Source organism: Paracoccus albus (genome assembly GCF_027913035.1).
Classification (GTDB): domain Bacteria; phylum Pseudomonadota; class Alphaproteobacteria; order Rhodobacterales; family Rhodobacteraceae; genus Paracoccus; species Paracoccus albus.
On record NZ_CP115775.1, the window covers coordinates 2,849,649 to 2,869,066 of the forward strand.

Here is a 19,418-nt window from a genome sequence, read left to right on the forward strand (position 1 = left end):
GGAGTTCACTTATGAAGCTTGTACGTTTTGGGACGGCTGGCGCCGAAAAGCCCGGCATGATTGATGCGGATGGCAATATCCGCGACCTGTCAGCCCATATCAGTGATATTGCGGGCAAAGATATCGACCCCGCCCGCCTTGCAGAGCTTGCGCAGGTCGATCCGGCCTCTTTGCCGCTGGTCGAAGGCAATCCGCGGCTGGGGCCATGCGTCGGCGGAACGGGCAAGTTCATCTGCATCGGGCTGAACTATTCCGACCACGCGGCCGAGACAGGCGCTCAGGTCCCGGAAGAGCCGATCATCTTCATGAAAGCGACATCGGCCATTTGCGGGCCGAATGATCCGATCATCATCCCACGCGGTTCGGAAAAGACCGATTGGGAGGTAGAGCTTGCGATCATCATCGGCAAGCACGCCAAATACGTGTCCGAAGCAGATGCGCTCGACTATGTCGCCGGATATGCCGTGACCAACGACGTGTCAGAGCGCGCCTTCCAGATCGAGCGTTCGGGCCAATGGACCAAGGGCAAAAGCTGCGACAATTTCGGTCAGATCGGCCCGTGGCTGGTGACCAAGGATGAAATAGCGGATCCCCAGAATCTGGGAATGTGGCTGACGGTGAATGGCGAGAAGATGCAGGATGGCACCTCGTCCACGATGGTTTTCGGTGTCGTTCAGCTTGTCAGCTATCTGTCGCAGTTCATGTCGCTGCATCCCGGTGATGTCATTTCGACCGGCACGCCGCCGGGTGTGGGCCTTGGGATGAAACCGCCGCGTTTCCTGAAGGCGGGCGACGTTGTCGAACTTGGCATCGAAGGGCTGGGTCAGCAGCGCCAGGACGTGGTTGCCGATAAATGAAAATCACGGGGCTGCGGACATATGACCTGAGGTTTCCATCCGAAGGTGCGCTTGACGGATCGGATGCGATGAACCTCGACCCGGTCTATTCTGCGGCCTATGTCGTGCTGGAGGCTGAAGGCGGGCATGAAGGCTACGGCCTGACCTTCACCATCGGTCGCGGAAACGAGCTCTGCGTGGCGGCAATCGAGGCATTGGCGCCACGCGTCGTCGGGCTGGATCTGGACTGGATACGCGAAGATCCCGGTCGTTTCTGGCGGCATGTGACGGGTGACAGCCAGCTTCGCTGGGTGGGGCCGGACAAGGGCGTCATCCATCTGGCAACCGGGGCGGTCGTAAATGCGGTCTGGGACTTATGGGCGCGGGCAGAGGGCAAGCCGGTCTGGCGCTTGGTCGGCGATATGACCCCTGCGGAGATCCTGAAAATTGTCGATTTCCGTTATATTACCGATGCGATAACACCAGCGGAGGCGCAGGATATTCTGGAACGCGCCGCTGACGGCAAAGCAGGTCGCATCGCAGACCTGCAGGCCAATGGTTACCCCTGCTATACGACCTCGGCCGGTTGGCTCGGCTACTCGGACGAGAAACTCCGACGCCTGTGCCGCGAGGCCAAGGAAGCGGGCTTCAGTCATGTGAAAATGAAGGTCGGTGGGGACGTTAACGACGACATTCGCCGCCTGACCATCGCCCGCGAAGAACTCGGCTGGGACACCACCATGATGATTGACGCCAACCAGGTGTGGGAAGTCGATCAGGCCATCAAATGGGTCAAAAAGCTGGAATTCGCGAAACCCTATTTCATTGAAGAGCCGACATCACCTGACGACGTGCTAGGCCATCGCTCGATCCGGCGGGAGGTCGCGCCGATCAAGGTTGCGACGGGAGAGATGTGCCAGAATCGCATCCTCTTCAAACAGTTCATCGCAGGCGGCGCGATCGATATCGTACAGATCGACGCCTGCCGTCTGGGCGGCTTGAACGAGGTTCTGGCAGTTCAACTGATGGCCGCGAAATATGGCCTGCCGGTCTGGCCCCATGCCGGTGGCGTCGGGCTGTGCGAATATGTCCAGCACCTGTCAATGATCGACTATGTCGCCGTCGCCGCTACGAAGGAGGGCCGCGTGATCGAGTTTGTGGATCATCTGCACGAGCATTTCAGCGACCCGTGCGAGGTCAGGAACGGCGCATATATGGCACCAGATCAGCCCGGCTTTTCGATCCGGATCAAGGAAGCGACGCTGCGTGCCTTCAGCCACACTGGCTGATCGCAGATCAGGCGCGGTATCACCCGGTCCAATGCGCCAAAGGCAACCCTGCCACCGGGGCGCGGAAGATCGGTATGCGCGTTCCGCGCAGCGATCCGATGGCCACATCGCGCAGATCCGGCCCGCAAAAGGTCAGAGACGCAAACCATGGCGCAATCTGCCCCCCGCAGGCCAGCATTTGGTCGGCGGTCAGCCGATCCTCGGCAAAGGCGTCATACATTTCCTGCGCGGCTTGCGGGTTGAAATCTTCCAGCAGAACACGGAAATCGCCGTCCGGCGTGATTGCAAAAATCCGGTCGGACATGACATGCGTGCCCCAAAGATTGCCGTAAGCATCGAACGCAATCCCATCTATGAACCCGCCCGTATCTTCCGGGCCGAACACTTCGCGATGCGTCGCCTGTCCAGCGTCATCTATCCTTAACCGGCTGATGCGCCGCCCCGTTGTTTCAACGACATAAAGCCACTCTTCCGTGGCATCGAAGCGGATTTCATTGGTGAACCGAAACCCGTCGGCGACGATGCGTATCCCGTTCTCATCCATAACCGCGACATAACCATCCGCTATATTCGGGCTGATCGCCTTCATCCAATTGCGGATCATGGTAGAGATCGTCAGCCATATACGTCCCTTGCTGTCCGCCAACACGAAGTTGACCTTTCCAATCGGCTGGCCGTCTATCTGGTCAATCACCACCTCTGAGCGACCATCGCGCTGCATACGCTCCAACCGGTCGGTTCCGAAATTGGAAATCAGTATGGAACCATCGCGGTCGAAGGCCAGACCGTTGGGCAAGGTCCCCTCTGTAAAGCGCCTTGCTTCGTCGCTGTTCTGACCGAAGCTGTCACTTTGATCCTGAACGACAAGGCGCTGCGTGCCGTCGGGGCGGATGTGGACCACCCCGCCGCGTGCGTCCGCGCTCCACAAGCTGCCATCTGCTTCGGCCAGAATACATTCCGGCCGTTGCAGCCCCTCTCCGACATAGCGCAGGCCGTCTGGGTCGATCTGGAACCCGTCAATGGGATTGGCCATGATGCGCCCCTAGAAGCCCACCATGTCGCCGCCCTTGAGCGCCAGCATCTCTCGCGCCTCGGTCGGTGACGCGATCTCAAGCCCCATCTCTTCGACGATGGCGCGGATCTTGCGGACCTGTTCGGCATTGTTCGCGGCCAGCTTGCCCCGACCGATATACAGGCTGTCTTCCAACCCGACGCGGACATTGCCGCCCATCATCGCGGCCTGCGTGGCAAGCGGCATCTGCCATTTACCAGCCGCAAGAACGGACCACCGATACTGGTCGCCGAACAGCTTGTCCGCCGTTTCTTTCATAAAGACGAGGTTTTCGACAGATGGCCCGATCCCGCCAAGAATACCGAAAATCATCTGAACGAAGAACGGTCCCTTAACCAGCCCGCGATCAACGAAATGGGCGAGGTTATAAAGGTGGCCGACGTCGTAGCATTCATGTTCGAACCGGGTGCCATGTTCTTCCCCGAGCATCTGAAGAATGCGTTCGATATCGCGGAAGGTGTTGCGGAAGATAAAATCGTCCGTGCTTTCCAGATAGGGTTTTTCCCAGTCAAATTTCCATTCACGCTCCTTCGCGGCCAGACCGTGAATGGCGAAATTCATTGACCCCATGTTCAGGGAACACATCTCTGGCGCCGTCTTCAGCGGTGCGGCCAGACGTTCCTCGACCGTCATGGACAGGCTGCCGCCGGTGGTGATGTTTACCACGGCGTCAGTGGACTGTTTGATCCGCGGCAGGAACTGCATGAACACATCCGGGTCCGGCGTCGGCCTGCCATCATCGGGATCACGCGCGTGCAGATGAAGGATGGCAGCGCCTGCCTCTGCCGCTTCAATGGCCTGTTTGGCGATGTCGTCGGGCTTATAGGGCAGTGCCGGCGACATGGAGGGGGTGTGAATACCGCCCGTAACCGCGCATGTGATAATGACCTTACCTTGCTTGGCGCTCATGATGGGTTCCTCTTCTTAATCGTTCAGAATTGCGACGGCCCTGACAAATCCGGCGGAAGCGCCCTTGATGTTGAAAGGGAAGCAGGAAATTTCGAAGCCGTCAGGCGGTAGCCGATCCAGATTGGCAAGTTTTTCAATGTGGCAATAGCCCCTATCCATAGACGCACGGTGCCCCTCCCATATGATCGAGGGATCATGCGTTTCGTCCCACGCCTTGGCGGTATGTGAAAATGGCGCATCCCAGCTCCACCCATCGGTGCCGGTCACACGAACGCCACGCTGTGTCAGCCAGTTGGTCGCGTCGCGACCGATGCCACAGCCACGATGGATATAATCATCTTCGCCGTAGCGTCCGCCAGCGGCAGTGTTCACCACGACAATCTCCAGCGGTTGCAGATGATGGCCGATCCGCTTCAGCTCGGCCTCGATATCTTCCGGTGTCGCGACATATCCATCCGGCAGATGCCGGAAGTCCAGTTTCACCGCTGGCTGAAAACACCACTCCAACGGCACCTCATCAATGGTGATGGCGCGCTGCCCGCCATCCATCGTGGAATGATGATGATAAGGCGCGTCCAGATGGGTGCCGGTATGGGTGGACATCTCCAGCATCTCTATTGCCCACCCCTCGCCGCCGGGCAGCTGGTCCGTCCGCATTCCCTCATAGAACGACGCCATGCCTTCAGCAGTCGCCCTGTGGTCAAGATAGGTGATCTTCGGCTCATACCCCTTCGGGTCCGAGGCGATGCCGGACATGAGCGGAACCGAGATGTCGATGAATTTTCTTGGCATGATAATCCTCTCCGCCGAGCTTCAGACAAGACCGGTCACGATGCCGGGGAAGATGATGCACAGCACCAGGACGAACAGCATCATCAGTGCAAATGGCACGGTTCCGGCGAAAATCTCGCCGATGGGTATACTATCGTCATCAAGGCTGGATTTGATGACAAAGACGGACAGCCCCATCGGTGGCGTCAGCAACCCGATCTCAACCGCGATAACGGTGATCAGCCCGTACCAGATCAGATCAATCTGCAAGGACATTGCAATCGGCAGCGCAAGTGGGATGGTGATCAGCAGGATCGAACTGCTGTCGAGGATCGTTCCCAGCAAGATCAGCAGCAGCACGAAGCACGCGAGAAAGCCGTAGATCCCCAGATTCTGCGCCACCACCCATTCCGTCAGGAATGCAGGTAAACCAGACAGCGCCAGCATACGGCTGTACATCGTAGCTGATATGATAAGGAAACAGATTGAGGCGGTGACATGCCCCGTTTCCAGCGTAATCTCCCACAAGGTTCGAAGCCCCAGCCGACGCTTGAATGCCGCGATGATCACGGCACCGAATGCACCGACAGCGCCTGCCTCTGTCGGGGTGAAGAACCCGCCATAGATGCCGCCCAGAACGAGCGCAATCAGCAGCAGGACGGGTGCAAGCTTGTTGATCGTGTCAAAGCGGCCATGCGGACCCTCGGCAGCCAAGTCCTGCGCCTCATGCGGATCGCCGGTATAGTCGTGCCAGAACCGCACCATCATCCAGATGGCGATGCAATAAACCAGAGACAGAAGAACGCCCGGACCGATCCCGGCGATAAACAGCGCGCCAACGGATTGCTCGGCCAGAATGCCGTAAAGGATCAGCAGCAGGCTCGGCGGGAGCAACATCCCCAGAACAGAGCTTCCCGCGACGACACCCGTCGCGAAGCGCGGAGAGTAGCCCATGCGGATCATCTCGGGCACCGCGACCTTGGTGAATACGGCAGCCGATGCGATAGATATTCCGGTGATCGCCGCAAAGACTGCATTGGCAGCAACCGTGGCAATGCCTAATCCGCCGGTCACGCGCCGCAGCGCACGGCCCGCCACCTCGAACGTGTCCCGCCCAAGGCCCGCCCGCGCGACCACAAGACCCATCATCACAAACAAAGGCACGACGCCGAACAGATAGGAAGAGATGCTTTCGCGCGTCGCCAGCGACATCACCCTTGCGGCTTGCGTCGCATCGCCGCGCAAAATCCAGATGCCAATGAAGCTGACAAAGGCCAGCGTTATTGCGACATGCAGCCCGGAATAGATCAGCACCAATATCCCGATAAGCGAGGCCAATCCGATTTCAACGCCGCTCATGGCGCTGCATCCTTCGCGGCCAGCACCCACAGGCACACCGCGCGCTGAACGAAAACGGCACACATCAGCACCGCACCGACAAGAACCACCAGATAGCTGGGCCAGATCGGGGCGAGGAATTGCCCGACCGTTCCCACCATCTCATCGCGTTCATAGCTGCGGACAAACAGCGGGTAGAAGGCAGAGATCAGGACAGCCATGACACCTGCCCCAATCATGTGCAGCAGACCATCGAGAATCAGCCGCAGCTTCGGCCGGGTTACGTCCAGCCTGTCCAGCAGCAGGTCTGCCCGCGTGATCTTGCCATGCGCAAGAGAGTTCGGAAGCTGTAGAAAGACGATGGACAGGATCAGCATCGAAACGATTTCCGGCACACCCATGATAGGCGCGGCGAATACCAGTCGCATCAAGATGTCCGCGACAATCAGCACCATGATGGCAATGATGCCCAGCGTACCGAACACGCTTAACACCCCGGTCAGCCGGTCCAGCCCGCGCGAGGCGACGTCAAGCCAGCCGATACCTGTGCGCAACTCTGTCGTTGTGGCGTAGCTCATGTCACGACCTGCCTGAGTGTCATTGCGGGCGAACCAATATCCGCCCGCAGAAACGGCTCAATCTTCACGCCAATCGCGCAGCAGCGGCGCACCGCCGTCCTGCAAGCCGCCGATATAGGCGTCCAGAACGCCCGCACCATCCAGCCCCTCTTCCCCGGCTGCATCGGCCCATGTTTTTGCGATCTGCGGCAACGCATCGGCCCAACGCTTCTTCTCGGCATCGTCCATTTCGGAAACGCCGCCTTCATCGGTGTCCAGCACCTCCATCGCTGCGGCAACACGCTGTTCCTGTTCATCCAGATAGGCCGCAGTATAGGCTTTGGCGCCTTCGCGCAGCGCATTCTGCACTTCTTCGGGCTGCTCTGCAAACCAGTCGCCATTTGCGACGACAGCACCCGCATATTGCGCGCCGAAATTGGTGACGGTGGTATAGGGCGCAACCTCTTGCAGTTTCGCCGGGGACGCAGCGGTCGGGAAAGTAATGACGCCCTCGAAAACGCCGGTCTGAATATCGCTGTAATAGGTGGTCAGATTGCCCGAAACCCCAACTGCGCCGGTTCCTTCCAGCCAGTTGACCGCAGGTCCCGGCGCGGCGATCCGCTTTCCGCTCAAATCGTCGATGGAATTCACCGGGAACGTCGTCATCAGCACATAATTGTCCAGCGTGAAGCCGCCGCCCAGATATGCCAGCCCGTATTTGTCCCACGCCTCGGTCATCGCGGGAACATCGGCGTAAAGCTTATCCATTGTCGCCATGACCAGGCGGGGATCACCCGATGAAAACGGCGTGAAATACGACACGTTTTGAAGGGGCAGCGCGGTTGGTTCGAACACGGTCGGCACGACGCCGACTTCGGCAAGACCGTCCTCAAGCGCCTCCAGCTCACCACCGACAGCGGCCAGCGTCCCGCCATAGTTTTCCGTCCAGGAGATCTGGTAGTCCGTACCCTCCAAAGCCTGATCAACAGTCGGAATGAAGGTCTCTGTCAGGTGCTTCACCCAAAGGAAAACCGGCGGGTGTCCGTTAACCACGGATACGCGAATTTCTTCTTGCGCCATCGCAGCGCCAGTTTGCGCAAGCAATATAGCGCCGGTACTTAGTAGCAGTTTTCTCATCTTCTCCTCCCCAGGAAATTCGTTCAGATTTTAACAGTTTGCCCTGCTGTCTTTGTAAGGATTGCATGTGCACCAGCGGTCACGAATGCCACCGCGTCACTGATCACCGCATCGAGTTCGAAATCTTCAGCCATTGGACCCGCACCAGCCAACGATGCTTCACGCCCTGTATTCGCCATCAACGAAATAGAGACGCTGATCGCGAACATATACGCCCGCACCGCTTTCGCATGTCCTGCCAGCGGGTACACGGCAGCGATACGGTCGGAAAACTCGCGTGCAATTGGATCGAAGGCAGCAGAGGTCAGCGCCCGCGACTGTTCGTCCGTGCGCGAGGCGACATCTGCCACCAGACGCGCAAAGTACTGCCCGTCGGGCAGGAGCCGGATTTCAACCGCGGGCCGCAGCAGAGATTCAAATATCTGTTCAAGCGGTGGTCGGTCCGGCAATTGCGCAAGAAGGGCCCGGCGCTGATCGTTCAGATAGTCAGCGCGGCGCTTCACAGTCGCCTCGAACAGCGTGCGTTTGTTGCCGAAATAGTAATGGATAAGGGCCAGATTAACGCCAGCTTCCCGCGCAATCTCCCGCGTTGTCGCCCCATCGAAACCGACGCTGCCGAACACCTTTTCAGCCGCCTTCATAATCGCCTCTCGGGGTGAGAGGTCGTCAGATTGCGTCTGTTCGATGAAGGATTGTTTGGTCATTTGACTTAATCAAACGACCAAACATCCGATTCGGTCAAGCGTCGATTGGTTGCTGAACGGCTGTTTCGTGATCAGAACGGATATTCTGGCACTTCATGATTAACCGTAATCCATTGCCACTGGCTGTATTCATCCGCGACAGAAGGTCCGCCCGATCTTGCCCCATTCCCAGATGTCCCCATACCGCCAATCGGTGCGAAAGCCTCGTGAACGACAGTCTGATCGTTAATATGCACGATCCCGGTTCTAAGCCGATCCGACACGCGCAAAGCCCGCCCAATGTCGTCCGTAAAGACAGAGGTGACCAATCCGTCCGCGACGGCATTGGCAAGGTTAACCGCTTCATCTTCGTTCCGGAACGTGGTGATCGGTGCAACAGGCCCGAAGATTTCTTCCCGGAACAGCGACATATCAGCCGTCACCCGATCTACCACGATTGGTTTCATGAACGCCCCCTCGCCATGATCGCCACCGCTCAATTCCGCCCCGGCAGAGATGCTTCGCACAAGGATGTCCCGCGCACGGTCGGCCTGCGTCCGGTTTATCATCGGCCCGAGATGCACCTGCTCTGTCGCCGGGTTGCCGACATGCAGCCTTGCGGCCTTTTCTGTCAGGAGTTTCAGATACGCCCCTCTCACATCTTCATGGACAAGGTGCCTGCCGATCGTGAAGCAGATCTGGCCCTGATGGAAAAACGACCCGAACGCCGTGGCTGACGCCACCGCCGCCAGATCGCAATCCGGAAAGACAATCGCCGCGTTGTTGCCACCAAGTTCCAGTGACACCTTTTTCAGCTGCTGCCCGGCTGTCGCGGACACATTGCGTCCGGTCTGCGTCGATCCCGTAAAGGAAATCATATTGATACCTGGATTGGTGCATATCTCCTTCCCGATAGCGCCCTCACCAGGTACAACGCTGACCAGTCCGGGCGGGGCGCCGGCCATTTCGACAAGCCGTGCGATCAGGTAGCCGCCGCTGATCGGCGTTTGAATATCGGGCTTCAAGACGCATCCGTTGCCCATCGCAATGGCGGGCATGATGACTCGCGCCGCCAGCACGAAGGGCGAATTCCACGGCGTAATGACACCTACAACGCCAAGCGGAACCCGCCGCGCCTTGCTTTCCCGCACGGATGGCGAAGCCAGAATATGGCCGTTCGGCTGATCGGTGAGGCTGGCCGCAAACAAGGCATCACGGGCAGATGTCTGAACTTCGAAAACACCCTTGGCGGGGATAGAGCCGGTCTCCCGCACGATCCAGCCGCCAATCTCATCCTGATGCAAATGACAAAGCCGCGCGAATTCTCGAAGAACATCGCTACGCTCCACCGGGCTCCGGCTGGCCCACATCTTTTGCGCCGCTGCGGTTGCCTTCACCGCGTCATTGACATCATCAACCGAGGCGACACCCGCTGTGAAAAGTGTTTCGCCGGTGGCTTTGTCCGTGACTGCGACTGACCCACCTCTGGCTGGACTCAACCTGTCCAGAACAACGCACTGTTCATGCTGCTCGCTCAGCAGTGTGAGGTTTTTTTCCATATACTCCGTATCCCCGGCAAGTTCTCGTTGTGCGAAGATACGCTGCAATATCTCGCGAAGGAGACGGAAACTGCGGCTATGCTTAATGCCGGGGGTATGCGCTCGGCAGGGTGGGGGCTTCCAAGACCGGCGTATCGAAGCACTAGCAAAAATTTCAGGAAGCGGTCCAGCCACCGTCTTACTACGCTGCGGGCCGGGCAGAAAAACCAGTCTGCCCTGCGGGCCTGCTTTATGCGCGGCGCTGACATATTCTGAGGCTGGACCGACACCTGAAAGACGGAGTTTTCCCAACCAGCGGCCATGCCAAAGAGCAGCTGGCAGAACTTTTATCGTTTATTTAAGGGCAATTGGCGATTGCAATATATCATCAAACTGTATATTTCGCCAAAATGTATACCATTGTACACCAAGTTAATATCCTTTGGTGTCAGGCTGGTCATACACAGCACGATCCGGAACACAGCAAGCGGGAAATACCGATGAGCCTTTATGCCAGCTATCTAGATGAAATCGCCTCGCGCAAGGAACAGGGGCTAAGCCCGAAGCCGATCGACGACGGTGCGCTGACCGAGGAAATCATCGCCCAGATCAAGGATGCCGGGCACGAGCACCGCGCAGACTCGCTGCAGTTCTTCATCTACAACACATTGCCCGGCACGACGAGCGCGGCGGGCGTGAAGGCAGGTTTCCTGAAAGAAATCATCCTTGGGCAGGCAGACGTTCCGGAAATCACCCCGGCTTTCGCATTCGAACTTCTGTCACATATGAAGGGCGGCCCATCGGTCGAGGCGCTGCTGGATCTGGCGCTTGGCGAGGATCAGGGGATCGCCGCGCAAGCCGCCGAAGTGCTGAAAACGCAGGTCTTCCTGTATGAGGCCGACACGGATCGTCTGGAAGCGGCCTACAAATCCGGCAATCCGGTGGCCGAAGATATCCTGCAAAGCTACGCCAAGGCCGAGTTCTTCACCAAACTGCCCGAGGTTGAGGAAGAGATCGACGTTGTCACCTTCGTCGCGGCCGAGGGCGATATCTCGACCGACCTGCTTTCGCCCGGCAATCAGGCGCATTCCCGCGCCGACCGGGAACTGCATGGCAAATGCATGTGCGACGAAGCCGCGCAGAAGCATATCGAGGAACTGAAACTGCAGCATCCCGACAAGCGCGTCATGCTGATCGCTGAAAAGGGCACGATGGGTGTAGGTTCCTCGCGGATGTCGGGCGTCAACAATGTGGCGCTGTGGACCGGCAAGCAGGCCTCTCCCTATGTGCCCTTCGTCAACTATGCGCCGGTCGTGGCCGGCACTAACGGGATTTCGCCGATCTTCCTGACCACCGTCGGCGTGACCGGCGGGATCGGTGTCGATCTGAAGAACTGGGTCAAGAAGATGGGCGAGGACGGCAAGCCGATCCTTGGCAATGACGGCAACCCGCTGCTGGAACAGAAATATTCGGTCGAAACCGGCACGGTTCTGAAGATCAATACCCGCAAGAAAAAGCTGTTCAGCGAAGACGGCGATGAGCTTGTGGATATGTCCGAGTCCTTCACGCCGCAGAAGCTGGAATTCATGAAGGCAGGCAGCTCCTACGCCATCGTTTTCGGAAAGAAGCTGCAAACCACCGCTGCCGATATTCTGGGGATCGAGCCGCCGCTGGTCTTTGCGCCATCCAAGGAGATCAGCCACGAGGGTCAGGGCCTGACAGCGGTTGAGAAGATCTTCAACGCCAATGCCGTCGGCGTGGCAGAAGGCAAGGTTCTGCACGCTGGTTCGGACGTCCGTGTAAAGGTGAATATCGTCGGTAGCCAGGACACCACAGGCCCGATGACCGCGCAGGAGCTGGAGGCCATGGCCGCGACCGTGCTGTCGCCCGCCGTGGACGGCGCCTATCAGTCCGGCTGCCACACGGCATCGGTCTGGGATGCAAAGGCGCAGGCCAATACACCCAAGCTGATGGCCTTCATGAACAGGTTCGGCCTTGTCACCGGGCGCGATCCTAAGGGCGTCTATCATCCGATGACGGATGTGATTCACAAGGTTCTGAACGACATTACCGTCGATGACTGGGCTATCATCATCGGCGGCGACAGCCACACCCGCATGTCCAAAGGCGTGGCCTTTGGCGCGGATTCCGGCACTGTCGCATTGGCATTGGCGACGGGCGAGGCGTCGATGCCGATCCCGGAATCGGTGAAGGTTACCTTCAAGGGCGAAATGGCCGATCACATGGATTTCCGCGATGTGGTCCATGCGACCCAGGCGCAGATGCTGAAACAGCATGGCGACAACGTCTTCCAGGGCCGCATTATCGAGGTCCATATCGGCACCCTGCTGGCCGATCAGGCTTTCACCTTCACCGACTGGACGGCCGAGATGAAGGCAAAGGCCTCTATCTGTATCTCGAACGACGACACGCTGATCGACAGTCTGGAACTGGCGAAGAGCCGCATCCAGATCATGATCGACAAGGGGATGGAGCAGGACAGCGGGATGCTGGCCAGGCTGATCGGCATTGCCGACCGGCGTATTGCCGAAATCCGTTCCGGCGAGCGTCCGGCGCTGAAGCCCGACGACAATGCCAAGTATTTCGCCGAAGTCGTCGTGGATCTGGACGCCATTGTTGAGCCGATGATCGCCGACCCGGATGTGAACAATGCCGATGTGTCCAAGCGCTATACCCACGACACGATCCGGCCGATTTCCTATTACATGGCCGAAAAGAAGGTCGATCTGGGCTTTGTCGGTTCCTGTATGGTCCATAAGGGCGATATCAAGATCGTTGCCCAGATGCTTCGCAATCTTGAGGAGGAGACCGGAAAGGTCGAGTTCAAGGCCCCGCTTGTCGTCGCCGCACCGACCTACAACATCATCGACGAGCTGAAGGAAGAGGGCGACTGGGAGATCCTGCAGAAGTACTCTGGCTTCGAGTTCGACGATTTCAACCTGAAAACGAAGGCACGGACCGAATACGAAAACATCATGTATCTCGAACGTCCCGGCTGCAACCTGTGCATGGGCAATCAGGAAAAGGCCGAGAAGGGTGACACCGTGCTTGCCACCTCGACCCGGCTTTTCCAGGGCCGTGTCGTGGCGGATGCCGAGACAAAGAAGGGTGAATCGCTGCTGGCATCGACGCCGGTGGTGGTGCTGTCCGCAATCCTCGGGCGCACACCTACGCTGTCGGAATATAAGGAAGCCGTGAAGGGGATCGACCTGACCAAATTCGCACCGCCGAAACAGACGCCGATTGATACGCTTTCGGTTCATTTCTAAGGAGCGCTGTGCAATCAGAATGGCCCGCCAGACTGGCGGGCCATTTTTCGTACCGGCTGTGCGTCTGCCATTTACCAAAACCGAGGCATAGCCACGGCTTCACTAACGTCGCTAACGGCTTCACTAACGTCACAGGTTAAGGTTCTATCTTTCAGTTCCGGTTCATCGCCGTCAGCAGCTCACGCGCCGCGCCGGTCAGCAGACCCAGATCGACACCACAGGCAACAAACCGATAGCCCATTTCACAATAGCGTTTCGCATCCGCCATATTTGTGGCGAGGATGCCGGGTGCCTTACCCGCTGCAATGATCCGCTTGGCAGTCTGCGCCAGTTGTTCCTGCACATCGCGTGCGGAGGGATTCCCCAGATAACCAAGCGACGCCGAAAGATCGGAGGGACCGATGAATATTCCGTCAACGCCATCAACAGCAGCGATTGCCTCTATTTCGTCTAGCGCGGCACGGGTCTCGACCTGAACGATGGTGCAGATCTCGGCATTTGCGGTTTGCAGATAGTCGGGCTGCGTACCGTATCGGCTGGCGCGTGTTCCGCCTGCCACGCCGCGTATGCCTTCGGGCGGATAGCGGGTTGCTGCCACGGCGCCGGCGGCTTCTTCGGCATTCTGCACAAACGGCACCAATACGGTCTGCGCCCCGACATCGAGGACGCGCTTGATCAGCACCTTGTCGTTCCATGCGGGACGTGCGGCGCAGCTCGCGGTGCCGGTGGCTGCGGCCTGAAGAAGCGACTGTAATTGCGCAATCTCGACCGGGGCGTGTTCTGTATCGAACAGCAGCCAGTCGAAACCCAGAAGCGACAGGGCCTCGGCGGCGACAGGGCTGGCAAGGCTCATCCACAGGCCAAGCTGAGTTTCACCCGCCAGCAGGCGCTGCTTAAAAAGGTTTTTCGGTGCCGGCATCAGACGAACCTGACCGCGACAGAGCCGAGCGGGCCGAAATCTGCGTGCAGTGTATCGCCCTTATTGGCCCAGACCGGACGCGTGAAGGACCCGGACAGGATCATGTGACCGGGTTCCAGAGTGGTCCCGAATGCGCCCAGCTTATTGGCCAGCCACGCCACCGCCATGGCCGGATGGCCCAGCACGCCCGCGGCAATGCCCGTTTCCTCAATCCCGGCATTGCGATAGAAAATCGCGCCGACCCAACGCAGATCGACCTCATCAGGCCTGACAGGCCGCCCGCCAAGCACCGTCCCCGCAGCGGCCCCATTATCGGCGACCGTGTCAAAGATGCGGCGCGGTTCGGTTACGCGGGCGTCGATGATTTCGATGGACGGCACCACCCATTCGGTCGCACGCAACACATCGACCAGACCCACGCCGGGGCCTTTCAGTGGCTCTTTCAGGATAAAGGTCAGCTCAGGCTCGACGCGCGGCACGCAGAAACTGTCAAACGGAACCTCGGCACCGTCCTGCAACACCAGATCGTCGAACATATAGCCGTAATCCGGCTCATCTATCTTGGACGCGGCCTGCATCGCCTTGGAGGTCAGCCCGACCTTGTGACCAACGATGCGGCGGCCTTCGGCGATTTTCGCGTCGGCCACCATCGACGAAATGGCATAGCTGTCCTCGATCTCGATCTCGGGGAACATCTCGGAAGGGCGCTTGCCCTGCACCTTGGTTCGGTGGCTTTCCAGAAGCGAGGCGACGGCCTCGCGGCGTTGTGCATCACTGAGCATCTTCGGACCTATAGTTTGACGCAGACATTGCGCAGTTCGGAATAGAATTCCATCGAATGGACCCCACCCTCGCGGCCGATCCCGCTGGATTTCGCGCCGCCAAAGGGCGTGCGCAGATCGCGCAGGAACCAGCAATTCACCCAGCTTATGCCGACCTCGACGCCTGCTGCCACGCGGTGGGCCCGTTGCAGGTTGGTCGTCCAGATCGACGTGGCAAGCCCATAGGGCGAGTTATTGGCAAGGGCCACGGCCTCATCTTCGCTGTCGAAGGGCTGAAGATGCGTGCAGGGGCCAAAGATTTCGTCGGTGACGACGGCGGCATCCTCGGGCAGGCCGGTCCAGACGGTGGGTTCGACCCAATAGCCGCCCTCATATCCCTGCATTTCGGGCGCGCCGCCCCCGGCCAGAATGTTGGCCCCGGTAGCACGGGCCTTGTCGTAATAGGACAGCACCTTCTGGCGATGTTCTGCGGAAATCACCGGCCCCATCGTCGTGGCATTGTCGAACGGGTCGCCAAGGCGATAGCTGCGGGCCTGTTTGGCCAGCCCCTCGGCCACGCGATCAAAGACACCACGCTGGACATAGATGCGTTCGGTCCCCAGACAGACCTGCCCGGTATTGGCGAAGCACGCCCGCCCGATACCCTCCATCGTCGCCTCAAAATCAGCGTCGTCGAAGATGATACCGGGATTTTTGCCGCCCGTGCCACCGGACAAGGCAAAGACCGAATGCGGGCCGATATCACACCAGCGGGGGGCAAGCGCCTCGGTCACGGCACGTTCTGTATCCTCTAGGCTTGCCGCGCCGGTGGTTACCAGATGCACGGCCTCTCGCCACAGGGCAAGCTGAAGGCGATTGACCAGATGCCCCTTCACAGGCTTATGCAGTGTCAGGACGGTCTTGCCCGCGCCTTCATAGATTTGTCGCGCGGAATCGATCGCCTGTGGTTGACAGACCGATCCGGCCGACATCTCGACCACCGGCATGAGCCAGGGCGGATTGCACGGATGACCGATAAGCAGACGGTCGGCAAGGCCCGTCTCTTCCGCAATCTGATCGGCTGTAAAGGTGGACGAACTGGAAGCAATCGCCCTCGCCTGCGCCAGAACCGGCGCAATGGCGCGCAGAGCGCGCCGCTTTAGTGCAAGATCTTCTGGCAGCGCCTCTTGCAGGAAATCGGCCCGCGCGGCGTCATCAGTGCTACCAATACGTGGAGGCGTGGCTTCGGCGGTCAGCCGGCCCATCTGCTCCAAAACGGGTCGGGCCTGTTGCCAGCAATCGCTCAACCTGTCTGCCGCAACCGGATCTGGATCAAGCGCCACGACATCATGACCCGCCGCCCCGAAGGCCACAGCCCATCCTGTCCCGATCAGCCCGCCGCCGAGGACAGCGAGGCGCATCAGCCCAGCCAATTGTTCAAGCCCAGTGTCAGCACCGGGAACAGGGCCAGCATCACCAAAACCAAGGCGACCGCCAGAAAGAACGGTGTGATCAGCATGGCCAGGCGTTCCGCCCGAACGTTGCCCATCATAGAAGCCGCAAAAAGCCCTGTCCCGACCGGTGGCGTCAGCAGGCCAGCGGTCAGGTTAAGACAGACGATAACGCCGAACTGAAAAGGGTCGATGTTGTAAATGTTCACCGCGACCGGCAGGAACACGGGTACAACAAGGATGATCGCTGGTATGGGATCAGTGATCATGCCCAGAAGCAGCAGCATCAGGTTGATCAGCAGCAGAAAGATCAGCGGTGAGGTCGTCACGCTTTGCAGCCAGGCCGATACGATTGCGGGCAGGTTGTTAAAGGTGATGACCCAGGAAAACAGCCCGGCCGCCGCGATCAGGAACAGCACCACGGCAGAGGACGCGCCCGCCCTGATGAAGGAAGGCCAGATATCGGACCATTCCATCTCTCGATAGACGAAACGCCCGATCAGGATCGCCAGAATGCTGGCCACTGCCGCGGACTCCGTTGGTGTCGCGATACCGCCAAGGATGGTGCCGATGATGACGACCGGGATCAGCGCGGCGGGCAGAGCATCCCGCGCGGCGCGAACACGCTGCGTCATCGTCACCTTTTCGCTGCGGGGAAAGTCATATCTTTGCCCGAGCCAACCAATCACGGCCAGGAAGACGATAAACAGGATCACCCCCGGCACGATCCCGGCAATGAACAGGTCCCCAATGGGAAGCTGAGCAATGACTCCAAAGATAATGAACAGCATGGAGGGCGGTATGATCGGCGCAAGCATTCCGCCTGCCGCCGTAATCGCGACCGAGACATCGCGTGGATAGCCCGTGCGCTCCATCTCGGGCACGGCGACACGCGACATGATGGTGATCTGCGCGACGGTAGAGCCAAGAATCGACGCCATCATCATATTAGCCACAAGGTTCACATAGGCCAGCCCGCCCTTAACAGATCCAAGCAATGCGACCGCAAGGTTCATCAGGCGTCGTCCGATGCCGCCGGCATTCATGAACTCACCAAGCAAAATGAAAAGTGGCAGGGCTAGAAGTCCGTAATTCTCCAGCCCGCCGAAGAACTGTTGCGGAAAGCTCTGGAAAAGGATGGCGTTACCGCTGGCCCATATCATGATCATGGCAAAAGCGATAAGCGCGAAAGCAATCGGCACACCGATGACAAGCATTGCCAGGAAGGACAGCCCGGTCATTGCAACTTATCCGGCGCGGGCTTGCCAAAGCGGGCGGCAACATGGATCAGCCCTGAGAAACAGAAAAACGGCATGATCAGCCAGAACCATAGCTTGCGGATACCAAGCGTCGTCGTCGGCTCCTGATACATGAAATTAAAGCTGTCGCGGGCGTAATCCGACATGCTTTCCGCGGCAATTACGCCGGGCAGATCAAACCAGTTCCACAGGGTCCAGCCGAAAATCAGCAGGATCGCCAGCAGGACGGTATCAACCACGCGCAGCAGATTTTTCTGTGCGCCGGGCCCAAGCCTATCGGCCAGAAGCGTTACGGCCAGATGCTCGCGGTTTGCGATTCCAAGCGACGCACCGGCAAAGGCACCTACAACCATGAGATACACCGCCAACTCATCTGTCCAGATCAGCGGTCGCCCGAAAGCACGCGAGACGACATTTGCCAGCAGCAGCGCCAGTACCGTAAGGATCATAAGCCCGGTCAGTCGCGCCTCGGCCCAAGCGAATCCCGCACTCAGCCTTTGCAGCGGACCCGATATCTCACTCTGTGGAAGCTCGGCCATAATCCCCCCAATTGCTTAGAGAGATCGCACATACTGGTTTGCCTCCCTCCGGAAATTGAATAAATATCGATATTTTTATTCTGTCAAACCTAAAATCGATATTCTTGCGCTTGCCGATCAGCTTGGATACGCTTGCCCAGACAAGTCACATAAAAAGAGGTCGCCTGCGTTGAACCAGTTTGAGCCTGAAGTGCAGGAAAAAACGCTGTCCGAACGCGCCTATCGCGTTATCCGCGAAGACATCGTTTCGGGTAAGCTTGCGCCCAGTCAGAAGCTGAAGATCGACATGTTGCGGCAGCGCTATAGTCTGAATGCGAGCCCACTGCGCGAGGCTCTGTCGCGATTGGCTGGCGATAATCTGGTCGAGGTTTTGGGCCAGCGGGGATTTGCCGTTGCCCCGATCTATCCCCGCGATGCCGAGGAAATCGGCGACCTCCGCAAGATGCTGGAGGCAGAGGCATTGGCGCGCTCCATCCCGCGCGGCGATAGCGCATGGGAAGAACGACTGATTACCGCCTATCATCGCTTGTCGCGCTATGAGGTCGGGCACGATCAGGGCATTGACGAACTGGCCGCATGGGAACTGCGGAATTTCGAGTTCCACGAAGCAACGGTCGCTGCCTGTGACAGCCTCTGGCTGCTGCGCGTGCGCGAACAGCTGTTCCGCCAACATGAGCGCTATCGCCGCTTCAGCCGCATCATGTCGGTCGCCACGCGGGCCATTCATGACGAACACGAAGCCCTGTTCGAAGCCTGTATCGCCCGCAACGTCACCCTCGCACAGGATGTGATCGCCAGCCACATCCAGCGTACCACCGATGCGGTCACCTCTGCTCTAAAAGAGAATGGCGATAGGCAGGATTAATCGCAGCCCTGCCGGATTCCAGAGAGTATGCATCGGTCATTTCCAGCAACCCGCCCCGAATTATTATGCGGCAACATCTGCCTGCCTAAAAACCATGCCTCTTTTGATTCCCTTCGGCAGTGGCCCCGAACATAACATTTGAAAATCATGCCGCGCTCGCTATAATTTAATTGTTATCAATCAATATACTGTGCAGAACTTGCA

At 58.7% G+C, this 19,418-nt stretch carries 17 protein-coding genes; 4 read left to right on the forward strand and 13 right to left on the reverse strand.

Annotation, left to right across the window (positions count from 1 at the left end; all coding sequences use genetic code 11):
• Positions 1-11 precede the first annotated feature (11 nt).
• On the forward strand, positions 12-857 hold the full coding sequence (locus tag PAF20_RS14350; RefSeq protein ID WP_271071286.1) for a fumarylacetoacetate hydrolase family protein: 846 nt from the start codon (positions 12-14) through the stop codon (positions 855-857).
• The gene (locus tag PAF20_RS14355; RefSeq protein WP_271071287.1) at positions 854-2,125 is read left to right on the forward strand and encodes an L-fuconate dehydratase; all 1,272 of its coding nucleotides are present in this window, start codon (positions 854-856) and stop codon (positions 2,123-2,125) included. The genes PAF20_RS14350 and PAF20_RS14355 overlap by 4 nt, the downstream gene beginning before the upstream one ends.
• 19 nt (positions 2,126-2,144) lie before the next feature.
• On the opposite strand, the gene PAF20_RS14360 is transcribed toward PAF20_RS14355, so the two are convergent.
• The 8 genes from PAF20_RS14360 to PAF20_RS14395 form a co-directional block, all read right to left on the reverse strand.
• Positions 2,145-3,158, reverse strand: coding sequence for an SMP-30/gluconolactonase/LRE family protein (locus tag PAF20_RS14360; protein ID WP_271071288.1), 1,014 nt, complete (start codon positions 3,156-3,158; stop codon positions 2,145-2,147).
• A gap of 9 nt (positions 3,159-3,167) precedes the next feature.
• Entirely contained in the window at positions 3,168-4,106 is a 939-nt protein-coding gene (gene kce / locus PAF20_RS14365; protein ID WP_271071289.1) for a 3,5-dioxohexanoate:acetyl-CoA acetone transferase, read from the reverse strand.
• 15 nt (positions 4,107-4,121) lie between these two features.
• The gene (locus tag PAF20_RS14370; protein ID WP_271071290.1) at positions 4,122-4,898 is read right to left on the reverse strand and encodes a cyclase family protein; all 777 of its coding nucleotides are present in this window, start codon (positions 4,896-4,898) and stop codon (positions 4,122-4,124) included.
• A 21-nt stretch (positions 4,899-4,919) separates the two neighbouring features.
• Positions 4,920-6,236, reverse strand: coding sequence for a TRAP transporter large permease (locus tag PAF20_RS14375; protein WP_271071291.1), 1,317 nt, complete (start codon positions 6,234-6,236; stop codon positions 4,920-4,922).
• Positions 6,233-6,793 carry a TRAP transporter small permease subunit gene (locus PAF20_RS14380; RefSeq protein WP_271071292.1) on the reverse strand — a complete coding sequence of 187 codons (561 nt, stop codon included), beginning with the start codon at positions 6,791-6,793 and terminating at the stop codon, positions 6,233-6,235. Before PAF20_RS14380 ends, PAF20_RS14375 begins: the two co-directional genes overlap by 4 nt.
• Before the next feature lie 57 nt (positions 6,794-6,850).
• Entirely contained in the window at positions 6,851-7,909 is a 1,059-nt protein-coding gene (locus PAF20_RS14385; RefSeq protein ID WP_271071293.1) for a C4-dicarboxylate TRAP transporter substrate-binding protein, read from the reverse strand.
• Between the two features lie 23 nt (positions 7,910-7,932).
• Complete coding sequence (locus tag PAF20_RS14390; protein ID WP_271071294.1) at positions 7,933-8,613, reverse strand: TetR/AcrR family transcriptional regulator; 681 nt, start codon at positions 8,611-8,613, stop codon at positions 7,933-7,935.
• A gap of 71 nt (positions 8,614-8,684) precedes the next feature.
• Complete coding sequence (locus PAF20_RS14395) at positions 8,685-10,151, reverse strand: aldehyde dehydrogenase family protein (protein ID WP_271071295.1); 1,467 nt, start codon at positions 10,149-10,151, stop codon at positions 8,685-8,687.
• A gap of 479 nt (positions 10,152-10,630) precedes the next feature.
• Between PAF20_RS14395 and PAF20_RS14400 the strand changes: the two genes are divergently transcribed.
• Entirely contained in the window at positions 10,631-13,420 is a 2,790-nt protein-coding gene (locus tag PAF20_RS14400) for a bifunctional aconitate hydratase 2/2-methylisocitrate dehydratase (protein WP_271071296.1), read from the forward strand.
• Between the two features lie 151 nt (positions 13,421-13,571).
• On the opposite strand, the gene PAF20_RS14405 is transcribed toward PAF20_RS14400, so the two are convergent.
• Genes PAF20_RS14405 through PAF20_RS14425 form a run of 5 tightly spaced genes read right to left on the reverse strand, consistent with a single transcriptional unit; the run spans position 13,572 to position 18,349 of the window.
• Positions 13,572-14,339, reverse strand: a complete 768-nt coding sequence (locus PAF20_RS14405) for an HpcH/HpaI aldolase family protein (RefSeq protein WP_271071297.1) — start codon at positions 14,337-14,339, stop codon at positions 13,572-13,574.
• Positions 14,339-15,121: a 2-oxo-hept-4-ene-1,7-dioate hydratase gene (hpaH, locus tag PAF20_RS14410; protein WP_271071298.1), complete on the reverse strand. Its 783-nt coding sequence runs from the start codon at positions 15,119-15,121 to the stop codon at positions 14,339-14,341. Before hpaH ends, PAF20_RS14405 begins: the two co-directional genes overlap by 1 nt.
• Before the next feature lie 8 nt (positions 15,122-15,129).
• The gene (locus PAF20_RS14415) at positions 15,130-16,521 is read right to left on the reverse strand and encodes an aldehyde dehydrogenase family protein (RefSeq protein WP_271071299.1); all 1,392 of its coding nucleotides are present in this window, start codon (positions 16,519-16,521) and stop codon (positions 15,130-15,132) included.
• Positions 16,521-17,792, reverse strand: coding sequence for a TRAP transporter large permease (locus PAF20_RS14420; protein WP_271071300.1), 1,272 nt, complete (start codon positions 17,790-17,792; stop codon positions 16,521-16,523). The genes PAF20_RS14415 and PAF20_RS14420 overlap by 1 nt, the downstream gene beginning before the upstream one ends.
• The gene (locus PAF20_RS14425; protein ID WP_271071301.1) at positions 17,789-18,349 is read right to left on the reverse strand and encodes a TRAP transporter small permease; all 561 of its coding nucleotides are present in this window, start codon (positions 18,347-18,349) and stop codon (positions 17,789-17,791) included. Before PAF20_RS14425 ends, PAF20_RS14420 begins: the two co-directional genes overlap by 4 nt.
• A 169-nt stretch (positions 18,350-18,518) precedes the next feature.
• Between PAF20_RS14425 and PAF20_RS14430 the strand changes: the two genes are divergently transcribed.
• The gene (locus PAF20_RS14430; RefSeq protein ID WP_271071302.1) at positions 18,519-19,214 is read left to right on the forward strand and encodes a GntR family transcriptional regulator; all 696 of its coding nucleotides are present in this window, start codon (positions 18,519-18,521) and stop codon (positions 19,212-19,214) included.
• Positions 19,215-19,418: the final 204 nt, after the last annotated feature.

Bases quoted from the DNA above. Each gene is read 5' to 3' on its own strand.
- PAF20_RS14350 (WP_271071286.1), top strand. From the start codon at position 12: ATGAAGCTTGTACGTTTTGGGACGGCTGGCGCCGAAAAGCCCGGCATG.
- PAF20_RS14355 (WP_271071287.1), top strand. From the start codon at position 854: ATGAAAATCACGGGGCTGCGGACATATGACCTGAGGTTTCCATCCGAA.
- PAF20_RS14360 (WP_271071288.1), bottom strand. From the start codon at position 3,158: ATGGCCAATCCCATTGACGGGTTCCAGATCGACCCAGACGGCCTGCGC.
- kce (WP_271071289.1), bottom strand. From the start codon at position 4,106: ATGAGCGCCAAGCAAGGTAAGGTCATTATCACATGCGCGGTTACGGGC.
- PAF20_RS14370 (WP_271071290.1), bottom strand. From the start codon at position 4,898: ATGCCAAGAAAATTCATCGACATCTCGGTTCCGCTCATGTCCGGCATC.
- PAF20_RS14375 (WP_271071291.1), bottom strand. From the start codon at position 6,236: ATGAGCGGCGTTGAAATCGGATTGGCCTCGCTTATCGGGATATTGGTG.
- PAF20_RS14380 (WP_271071292.1), bottom strand. From the start codon at position 6,793: ATGAGCTACGCCACAACGACAGAGTTGCGCACAGGTATCGGCTGGCTT.
- PAF20_RS14385 (WP_271071293.1), bottom strand. From the start codon at position 7,909: ATGAGAAAACTGCTACTAAGTACCGGCGCTATATTGCTTGCGCAAACT.
- PAF20_RS14390 (WP_271071294.1), bottom strand. From the start codon at position 8,613: ATGACCAAACAATCCTTCATCGAACAGACGCAATCTGACGACCTCTCA.
- PAF20_RS14395 (WP_271071295.1), bottom strand. From the start codon at position 10,151: ATGGAAAAAAACCTCACACTGCTGAGCGAGCAGCATGAACAGTGCGTT.
- PAF20_RS14400 (WP_271071296.1), top strand. From the start codon at position 10,631: ATGAGCCTTTATGCCAGCTATCTAGATGAAATCGCCTCGCGCAAGGAA.
- PAF20_RS14405 (WP_271071297.1), bottom strand. From the start codon at position 14,339: ATGCCGGCACCGAAAAACCTTTTTAAGCAGCGCCTGCTGGCGGGTGAA.
- hpaH (WP_271071298.1), bottom strand. From the start codon at position 15,121: ATGCTCAGTGATGCACAACGCCGCGAGGCCGTCGCCTCGCTTCTGGAA.
- PAF20_RS14415 (WP_271071299.1), bottom strand. From the start codon at position 16,521: ATGCGCCTCGCTGTCCTCGGCGGCGGGCTGATCGGGACAGGATGGGCT.
- PAF20_RS14420 (WP_271071300.1), bottom strand. From the start codon at position 17,792: ATGACCGGGCTGTCCTTCCTGGCAATGCTTGTCATCGGTGTGCCGATT.
- PAF20_RS14425 (WP_271071301.1), bottom strand. From the start codon at position 18,349: ATGGCCGAGCTTCCACAGAGTGAGATATCGGGTCCGCTGCAAAGGCTG.